The 8,706-nt window shown below is 63.1% G+C and carries 11 protein-coding genes; 5 read left to right on the top strand and 6 right to left on the bottom strand.

The window, feature by feature from the left end; genetic code table 11:
* From JCM25146_RS14865 to JCM25146_RS25195, 4 genes are all read right to left on the bottom strand, one after another.
* Positions 1-580, bottom strand: a 580-nt coding sequence (locus JCM25146_RS14865) for a BadF/BadG/BcrA/BcrD ATPase family protein (RefSeq protein WP_025828997.1), incomplete at its 3' end; no start/stop codon positions are given.
* Positions 580-1,551 (bottom strand): N-acetylmuramic acid 6-phosphate etherase, encoded by a 972-nt coding sequence (locus JCM25146_RS14860; protein WP_025828995.1) that lies wholly within the window; start codon positions 1,549-1,551, stop codon positions 580-582. The genes JCM25146_RS14865 and JCM25146_RS14860, both read right to left, overlap by 1 nt.
* The gene (locus JCM25146_RS25200) at positions 1,548-2,057 is read right to left on the bottom strand and encodes an SLC5/6 family protein (RefSeq protein ID WP_408734927.1); all 510 of its coding nucleotides are present in this window, start codon (positions 2,055-2,057) and stop codon (positions 1,548-1,550) included. The genes JCM25146_RS14860 and JCM25146_RS25200 overlap by 4 nt, the downstream gene beginning before the upstream one ends.
* Positions 1,997-3,115 (bottom strand): sodium:solute symporter family transporter, encoded by a 1,119-nt coding sequence (locus JCM25146_RS25195; protein ID WP_408734926.1) that lies wholly within the window; start codon positions 3,113-3,115, stop codon positions 1,997-1,999. Before JCM25146_RS25195 ends, JCM25146_RS25200 begins: the two co-directional genes overlap by 61 nt.
* Before the next feature lie 287 nt (positions 3,116-3,402).
* Between JCM25146_RS25195 and msrB the strand changes: the two genes are divergently transcribed.
* Complete coding sequence (gene msrB, locus JCM25146_RS14850; protein ID WP_025828993.1) at positions 3,403-3,810, top strand: peptide-methionine (R)-S-oxide reductase MsrB; 408 nt, start codon at positions 3,403-3,405, stop codon at positions 3,808-3,810.
* A gap of 60 nt (positions 3,811-3,870) precedes the next feature.
* On the opposite strand, the gene JCM25146_RS14845 is transcribed toward msrB, so the two are convergent.
* Positions 3,871-4,626, bottom strand: coding sequence for a TetR/AcrR family transcriptional regulator (locus JCM25146_RS14845; protein ID WP_148299115.1), 756 nt, complete (start codon positions 4,624-4,626; stop codon positions 3,871-3,873).
* Positions 4,627-5,043: 417 nt separating this feature from the next.
* Here JCM25146_RS14845 and JCM25146_RS24295 point away from each other — a divergent pair, with 417 nt between their 5' ends.
* The 4 genes from JCM25146_RS24295 (at position 5,044) to JCM25146_RS14835 (ending at position 7,812) form a co-directional block, all read left to right on the top strand.
* Positions 5,044-5,448, top strand: a complete 405-nt coding sequence (locus JCM25146_RS24295) for a hypothetical protein (RefSeq protein WP_242401181.1) — start codon at positions 5,044-5,046, stop codon at positions 5,446-5,448.
* Positions 5,445-5,597: a hypothetical protein gene (locus JCM25146_RS24290; RefSeq protein ID WP_242401180.1), complete on the top strand. Its 153-nt coding sequence runs from the start codon at positions 5,445-5,447 to the stop codon at positions 5,595-5,597. The genes JCM25146_RS24295 and JCM25146_RS24290 overlap by 4 nt, the downstream gene beginning before the upstream one ends.
* On the top strand, positions 5,561-6,055 hold the full coding sequence (locus tag JCM25146_RS24285; protein WP_242401179.1) for an AI-2E family transporter: 495 nt from the start codon (positions 5,561-5,563) through the stop codon (positions 6,053-6,055). Before JCM25146_RS24290 ends, JCM25146_RS24285 begins: the two co-directional genes overlap by 37 nt.
* A gap of 125 nt (positions 6,056-6,180) precedes the next feature.
* Positions 6,181-7,812, top strand: coding sequence for a bifunctional aspartate transaminase/aspartate 4-decarboxylase (locus JCM25146_RS14835; RefSeq protein ID WP_025828991.1), 1,632 nt, complete (start codon positions 6,181-6,183; stop codon positions 7,810-7,812).
* 77 nt (positions 7,813-7,889) lie between these two features.
* Here JCM25146_RS14835 and JCM25146_RS14825 read toward each other — a convergent pair.
* Positions 7,890-8,706: NAD(P)H-dependent glycerol-3-phosphate dehydrogenase (locus JCM25146_RS14825; protein ID WP_025828989.1), on the bottom strand; the 817-nt coding region annotated here is incomplete at its 5' end.

Genomic DNA, 8,706 nt, shown 5'->3' with positions numbered 1-8,706 from the left:
CCGGGGCGTGGCTGCCTTGGGTGGGTAGGTCCAGCGCATGCAGTACGGCGCGGGCAAAGGGCGCGCAGGTAACGCCGGGGTCGTCCAGAAAGCTGGCAGCATGGTTAAGGGCGCGGCAGCCAATCCAGTACCCTCCCCCTTCATCGCCAAACAGCCAGCCCCAGCCGCCCGCACGGGCGGAGCGTCCATCCTGTGTGCTGGCCTGTGCGACCGAGCCTGTGCCGGCGAGCACAAACACCCCCGCGTTCCCGGCAAAGGCTGCACGGTGGGCGGTCTGCACGTCGTTTTCCAGCTCCAGCACGCAGTCTGGCCCAAGGGCTGTAAAGGCGACGTCTCTTTGCGCCAGCGAGGAGGGGCGTGCACCGTCATACCCCGCCATGCCCAGCACTGCCGCACGTAGTCCGGTATGGGGCACTGAGCAGAGCAGGGTTCGCAGGTTGTCTGCCCATTCTGGCCGGTCATAGGGGTTGCAGCCGGGGCCGCTGGCGTGGGCCAGCACGTGTGCATCACGCGCAATCAGGGCAATGCGGGTGTGCGTGCCTCCGCCATCAAGGGCAAGAATGCTCTGCGTGTATGGCATCAGACTGTGGTGTGGTCAGGCTGGTTCTGTACCGCGGGGCCAACGCCGCGTGCGGCCTGCACTGCCAGCAGTTCCAGTGCCCGGCGCAAATGCCCGTCACACAGGCGCAGCAGCATGCGGCCCTGTGCGGGTTCCAGCCCGTGGCGGAGCAATATGGCCAGCTTGATGGATCCATCCGCCTTGAGCAGGGCGGCCTGTGCCTGTGTGTCCGAGCAGTCGGTCAGCTTTGTAATCATGCGCAATGCGCGGTGCACCAGCTTGGTGTTGACAATGCGCATGTCCACCATATGCCCCCGCCATGTGTGGCCCAGCCGGATCATGAGTGTGGTGGAGAGCAGGTTGAGGCTGATTTTCTGTGCTGTGCCCGCTTTCATGCGGGTGGAGCCGGCAACAACCTCGGGCCCGGTTTCGGTCAGGATACCAATGTCCGTCTCGGCCAGCAGGCGTGCGTTGGGGGTGCAGGACAGGCCAATGGTCAGGCTGCCGCAAAAGCGCGCGCTGGCAAGGGCTGCGCAGGTGTAGGGGGTGTTCCCGCTTGCGGCAATGCCGATGACCACATCATCTGGTGTGGGTGTGTAGCGGGTTATGGCGCGCTGGGCTTCCTCCTCATCATCCTCCGCACCTTCCACGGGGCTGAACAGGGCGGCCTCCCCCCCTGCCAGCAGCAGGACCAGCCGCTCGGATGGCCAGCCATAGGTGGGAATAAGCTCCACCCCATCCTGCATGCCAATCCGCCCCGATGTGCCCGCCCCGACGTAAAACAGCCGTCCCCCCCGCTCCAGCCGGGGGGTGGCCTGTGCCACGGCATGTTCCATGTCTGCCAGTGCGGTTTTGACTGCGGCTGTGGCGGCAAGCTGGCTCTCCAGCAGGCTTTCCAGCACCGTGCTGGTGGGCCATGTGTCCAGCCCGTCGTAGCGGGGGTCCTGCATTTCCGTGCGGGGGGGCTGGTGGGGGCTGTGTTGTGCAGTCATGGGTGGGGCCTCCGGTTACGGTTATGCAGGGCGTTGTGGCTAAAGTGCATGATATGGAACAGCCCCGCCAGCCCGAACAGGGCGACAATGCCCAGTACAATCAGCCATGCAAAGGCCAGTGGCTGGCCATTGGGGTGCCAGGCCAGCATGGCCCATACCAGCAGGGGCACGCTGAGCGCAAAGGCAGGGGCCAGTGTGCGGGCGGTCGCGCGGGGGATGGCCATGCCCGCAACAAACGTGCCTAGCATGGGGCCATACCCGCATGCGGCAATGGACAGGCCAAGCATGATGGCGGACTGGCTGGCATGGGCAAAAAGCCCCGCCCCGGCGACCAACGCACAGGCCCAGCCCACGCTGACCAGCCGGGCAAACCCGAGTGCCGAGCAGCCAAGAGCATGGGTGGCGCGCGCGCATAACGGGGCAAAGTCGCCCACGCTGGCCGCCGTCATGGCCGACAGTGTGGCCGAGAGCGAACCCATGGTCGCGGCCAGAATACCCGCCAGCATAAGCCCGCGCAGCCCCGGTGGCAGGTCATGCACAATATAGGCGGGGAAAAGCGCATCCGGCTGGTAAAACCTGCCTGCGCCAGTGTCTGCCCGCCATTGCGTGCCCAGAGCAGTATGCCGCTCAGGCTGAGCAGGGCAAACAGCGCACCAACTCCCAAAACGCTCCCCATCAGCGCCAGTCGCGCATCCCGCAGGCTGCGGGCGGCCAGTATCCGCTGGACCATAAGCTGGTCGGTGCCGTGGGATGCCACACACAGCAAGGCCCCCCCACCCAGAGCGGCAAGGGGGGTAAAGGGGCTGTTCAGCACAGAGGCATTGTGGGCGAACAGGTGCAGCCGCCCCGCCTGTTGCAGGGCATGCCACGTGCCGGAGGGAGCGCCATGCCACAGCAATGCCGCACAGGCCGAAGCCCCGAACAGATACAGCCCAAACTGCATGCTGTCTGACCAGACCACCGCGCGCAGGCCACCGCAGACGGTATAGAACAGCGTCAGCAGCATGATCGCGCCCAGCAATATGGGCTGGGGCACGTGCCAGTGCATGGCGGCAAGCATGGTGGCAAGGGGGAGCATGCCTGCAAACAGGCGCACGGCCTCGGCCAGCAGGCGCGTGAGCAGGAAGGTGGCGGAGGCCAGCCGCTGCATGGATGTGCCAAAGCGCTGGCCAAGCCAGTCATACGCGCTGAGCATGCGCCCCTGCTGGTACAGCGGTACAAACCACCACGCCACAATGGCCCGCCCCAGAAGATAGCCCAGTGCAAGCCCGATAAAAACCATGCCCGACCCATAGGCTATGCCCGGAACGCTGATAACGGTCAGGGTGGAGGTTTCGGTCGCTACGAGCGAGAGGGAAAGCGCCCACCACGGCAGGTCCGCATGCCCTTCCAGATAGGTCTGGGGGGAGGACTGGCGGCCTGCTAGGGCAAGGGCTGCAACCGGCATGCCTGCCAGATAGGCCAGCATGACCAGCAGGTCGGTAAGGCTCATGGCGCGGTCCTGTTCATGCCGGGTGTGGGGCGTGGCTGAGGGGGCCAGCACATGGGCGCAGGGTGGGAGCATGCTCCCCCGCGTGGGCTTTGTACGGGCTGGGCCGGGGTGAGGGAGGAAGTGTAGGAACAGCGCGGCTACGCATCAAGCCTGTATCTGCGCGTGCGCGCACGCGCAGGCGTGTTCTGCCACAGACCATGTGTGTGCCGCGTTGATGGATACCGCGGGGTGAGGGAGCGGCTCGCCCGAGTGTGAAAACAGGGTGCTTGGCGTCGTGCCGGAGTGGGCGCTAACCTGACAGATAAGACCACAGTCACCCCGCTCCCTCCCATGGTATGAGCGTGGGTAAGGAGAGCGTTATGAGCCGTAGTTGCAGTTCTGCCGGGTGTGGCCCTCGAGCCCCCCTGACCGCCGAGCAGGAGCAGATTCTGCTTGGTCATGGTACGGAATACCCCGGCTCCAGCCCGCTTAATGCGGAAAAACGGCCCGGTGAATACCATTGTGCCGCCTGTGGTGCGGTGCTGTTCAACGCCTCGACCAAATATGAGAGCGGGAGCGGCTGGCCCTCTTTTTGGGCGGCTGAACCCGGTGGCGTTGCCACCCGGCGTGATACAAGCCACGGCATGGTCCGGCAGGAAGCCCATTGCGCGCAGTGCGAGGGCCATCTGGGCCATGTGTTTGACGATGGACCACCCCCTACAGGGCTGCGCTACTGCATGAACGGGCTGGCCCTCGACTTTAGACCCGAGGAGCCGGGACCGACCTGATTGTCACGCCGGTAGAATAAAGCTGGCGCGCGGCTTACGGCCCGAGCAGTGCGCTCAGGCTCAGGCTGGTTGTGCGGTAGGAGCCGGCTGCTTGCCCCCCACGGCGTTGAGAAAGAAGGACCATGCCTCGCTAAAAAAGGCCTCCCTTTCCACCTCACACTGTAAGGGAGCCTGACCGAACAGGCTGTCCTCCATTGGCCAGCCGGTGACCATGCCCGTCAGCAGGCGGGCGGTGGTGTCCGTGGCGTAGCCGGGGTTGATCTGCCCCTTCTGTTCCGCCGCTTTGAGCAGGCGGACAAAATTGTTGTGGAATGGCTGGCCAATGGCGGCAACCGCCTGCTTTTGCAAGGAAGGATGGCGGTGCCCGTCGGCTATGAGAATGCGGTAGGTGCCCAGCGCATCGGGCCGCAGGGTCAGGTCCAGCATCAGGCGGCTGATGTGGCGCAACTCCTCCAGCGGGTTGGTCAGGGGGGTCTGCTCCATGGCCCGCAGCACAGAGCCGGTCAGGTTGGTCACAACGGCAATGAACAGCGCCTCCTTGGACGGGTAGCGCCGGTACAGCGTCTGCTTGCTTGCGCAGGCCTTGCGGGCGATCTGGTCTATGGAGGTGCCAGCATATCCATGCTGCACAAACAGCCCCGCTGCTATTTCCAGCAGATACTGGTCAAGGTCCTCGGTCACGTCCGTTGTGGGGCGGCCACAGCGCCGCTTGCGCCCCTGTAAACACGGGTTCGCCATGTCCAGCGGACGGGAGGCAAGGGTCAGGGCCTTGCTCAGGTAACCTTTTGGCGAACGGGGTGCAGAGGGTTCAGACAACGATGATTCGCTTTGTGTGAGCAGGAAAGGGAGGGATATAAACGCATGCACAGGGCAATATGGCGGTTTTATATCCGGGTCCTGTTTTTATTTCGAGGTTTTTCCGCGCGGCGCAAGAATGCAGCGCAAGAATGTGTTGCAAGAAAAAGGGGATGTTGTGGCGGGTTTTTTCCGTCAAACACACAACACGTATCCCATATGGCGCGCGACCTTGTCAGGAATTACTCCGGTGGAACAGCAGATGTTTGAGGGCAGAACGGACAATACGGTGCAGCAGGCTCCCCCCGGCACCCAACGCGCGCGCTCCCCCCAGCCTGACGGCAGGTACTCGCCAGTGCGGAGCAGATTGCCACTCTGGCCCAAGCCGCCCAGAAGCTGGAGCGCATTGCCAGGCGCTTTTACCAGCTCGCTCTGGCCGTGGTGGCAGCCCTGTGCGTGGGGCTGTTTATTTACGCTGGTGGCGCCGTGGTTATGGTGGTGTTTGCCGCAGCCCTTGTGGCGGTGGTGCTCCATGGTGCGGCCCGGTTGATCCGCCGGGTGTTGCCAGTGCGCCAGTGGGTGGCGGTGGTGCTGTTCCTTGCGGGCTTTGTGGGCAGTGTGTCGCTTGTGGTGCATGTCTCCGGCCCCGAACTGGTCACCCAGCTCTCCCACCTTTATGCCGCCCTGACCCATGAGCGGGATACCCTGCACGCGGCACTGGACAAAAACCCGGTTGGGCACTCCGTGCTCAACCATATTCCCCGCTTTTTTGGCGGTAACCAGACATCCGGCCCGCTAGGGTCGGAAGGGGCAGGGGGTGGCATGGACTTTGCAGGTCCATGACCAATGTGCTGACCTCCACCTTTGGTTCGGCTGGCACGCTGGTGGTGATTATTATTGCGGGCGTGTATTTTGCGCTCTCCCCCCATCTGTATGCCAATGGCCTGTTGCGCTGGTGCCCACACGCTACCGTGGTTCCGCGCGGGAGCTGATCCGCACCACGGCGCATGTCCTGTCCGCCTGGGTTGCGGGGCAGATGCTGGATATGACCGTGGTAGGGGTGCTGACATGGGTTGGCCTGTCTTTGCTGGGCATGCCGCTGGCTTTTCCGCTGGGGCTGGTTGCGGGTATGGCCAATTTTATCCCCTATCTGGGTACGTTTATCGGGGCTGTGCCTGCGTTGCTCATTGCCTTGTCCATCAGCCCGCGTGAGGCGCTTATGGTGGCGGGGCTTTATGCTTTTATTCAGGCGTTTGAAGGGTATGTCATGTCCCCCTTCATTCAAAAAAGGGCGGTTAGCATGCCGCCTGCCCTGACTATTCTGTCTCAGACCATTTTTGGCGCTTTTCTGGGCATGTGGGGGTTTGCCTTTGCCTCACCTATAACCGCTGTGCTGCTCGCGGTGATCGACCACCTGAGCACCCCTCTGCCTGAGGACGAGCAGGTCTGAATGTGCATGAATTATCGATAAAAAGGGTCAAAACAGACGTGACTGGCGTTTTTGGGGGTGGTTTTCCCTTCTGTGTCCATGCACATTCCTTTCAATTAAGAATATCCGCTTGAAGGAAGCACGGGATGTCCAGCCCAGCCGATGATTTTCAGCAATACCGGCACCTCAGTCCGTTTGAACTCAAGGACCAGTTGATCCGTCTGGCATCGGGGCGCGCGCAGCGGGCCATGCTGGACGCGGGGCGGGGCAACCCCAACTTTCTGGCGACATTGCCCCGGCAGGGCTTTTTTCAGCTTGGTATGTTTGCCGCAGCCGATTCCGCACTGACATTCTCCTACATGGCCGAAGGTGTCGGGGGTCTGCCCCGGCGTGAGGGGATTGAGGCACGGTTTGAGGCTTTTCTGGTTGCCAACAAGGATGTCCCCGGTGTGACCTTTCTGCGCCGCGCCCTGTCCTACGTGCGGGATCAGATGGGGTTACAGGCCGATGCGTTTCTACTCGAGCTGACATCGGGCATTCTGGGCTGCGACTACCCAACGCCCCCGCGCATGTTGCGCTATGCTGAAAAAGTGGTGCGTCATTACCTGCTGCACGAGATGGCAGGCGGCACCATGCCCGAAAGCACAACAGACCTGTTTGCGCTTGAAGGGGGGACAGCAGCCATCAGCTATATTTTTGCCTCCCTGCGCGAGAACGGGCTGATCCGGCCGGGGGACAAGGCGGCCATTGGCATGCCGGTCTTTACCCCTTACGTGGAAATTCCCGAACTGCGGGACTACCAGCTTCAGGAGGTGGCCATTAACGCCGACCCCGAGGCAGGCTGGCAGTACCCGCCCGAGGAGCTGGACAAGCTGCTGGACCCTGCGGTCAAGATTTTTCTGGTGGTCAACCCCAGCAACCCGCCCTCTGTGCGGATGAGTGATGTCGGTCTGGCCCATATTGCCGAAATTGTTAAAAAACGCCCCGACCTGATTATTGTCACCGATGATGTGTACGGCACCTTTGCCGATGACTTCCGCTCCATTTACGCCATCTGCCCGCACAATACGGTGCTGGTCTATTCCTTCTCCAAGTATTTTGGCTCTACGGGCTGGCGGCTCGGGGTTGTGGCCATGCACCAGAACAACGTGCTGGACCGCGCGCTGGCGGCCCTGCCGGAGCCTGAAAAGCTGGAGCTGGATAAACGCTACGCCTCCCTTACCCCGGATGTGCGGGGCCTCAAGTTCATTGACCGGTTGGTAGCCGATAGCCGCACCGTCGCGCTGAACCACACGGCGGGCCTGTCCACCCCGCAGCAGGTGCAGATGGTGCTCTTTGCCCTGTTTGCCCTTATGGATGGGCGTGATGCGTATAAAACCGCACTCAAGCGCCTTTTGCACCGGCGCGAACTGGCCCTGTACCGTGATCTGGGCGTAAAAGCCCCGGAGGATGAGGGCAGCACCCACTATTATACCCTGATCGATCTGGCCAATGTGGTGACCCAGCTTTATGGCCGCCGTTTTGCCCGCTGGCTGATGACCAAGGTGGACTACCAGACCATTCTGTTCCGCATTGCGGAGGAAACAGGGGTGGTGCTGCTGCCGGGGGATGGGTTTGCCGTCAAGCGGCCATCGGCCCGCGCCTCGCTCGCCAATCTGAACGAATACCAGTACGCCGCCATTGGCACGGCCCTGCGGCGCATGGCGGAGGAATATTACGCACGCTACTGCGCGGAAAAAGGGATCAAGGCAGAAGCCCCGCTCTCCGTCCCACACTAGGCCGGGGTGGGAGCACCTGTAGGGGTCCTCGGCCCTCCCCATCGGCGGTTTAGGGGGAGGGCTGGTGGTTTGGGCGCCTAGACTTCGCTCCTGAGCGGGCGGCTGAGCAGGCTGTGCGTGGCCTGCGCAAGAGTGATGCGCCCTTCCATAAAGGCTGCAATACAGTCGGTAATCGGTGTTTCCACACCATGTGTGCGGGCAAGGGCCTGTAGGGCGGCAGCGGTTGTAACCCCCTCGGCCACACCGGGCAGGCTGCCTAGTGCGGTGTGTGTGCTCATGCCCTGCCCCAGTGCAAGCCCCATCTGGTAATTGCGCGAGGAGGCACCCGTACAGGTCAGCAGCAGGTCGCCTAACCCTGCAAGGCCCGCCAGTGTGGCAGGCTGGCCGCCAAGGGCTGTGGCCAGCCGGGTTATCTCGGCCAGTCCACGGGTAATCAGGGCTGCCCGCGCGTTTTCGCCCAGCCCTGCGCCCATGGTCACGCCGGAGGCAACGGCAATCACATTTTTGGCGGCTGCTCCAAGTTGCACGCCCGCACAGTCCGTGCTGGCGTAAAGGCGGAACAGGGGGGTGGAGAGCAGGTGGCTTAGTGCCTGCGCGCGGGCAGGGTCGGGGGCTGCCAGCACCGCTGCGGCAGGCAGACCTGCTGCAATCTCACGCGCAAAGTTGGGGCCGCACAGTACGGCACCGGGTATATCGCTGCGCTCACGCGCCAGAATATCCAGCGGAAAAGCCAGTGTCTGGCGTTCAATGCCCTTGCAGCACAGGATGGCGGGCACGCCTGCGGGGAGTATGGGCAGGACCGAGGCCAGATGCTGCGTGGGTACGGCCAGCAGCACACAGGCAGGTGCTACGCACGGCAGGGTGGCGCAGACCTGCACGCCTGCGGGGAGGCGG

This window comes from Acetobacter okinawensis JCM 25146, assembly GCF_000613865.1.
Taxonomy (GTDB): domain Bacteria; phylum Pseudomonadota; class Alphaproteobacteria; order Acetobacterales; family Acetobacteraceae; genus Acetobacter; species Acetobacter okinawensis.
Note: the sequence above shows the minus strand (reverse complement) of the source record. Positions and strands in the feature narration are given on the sequence as shown.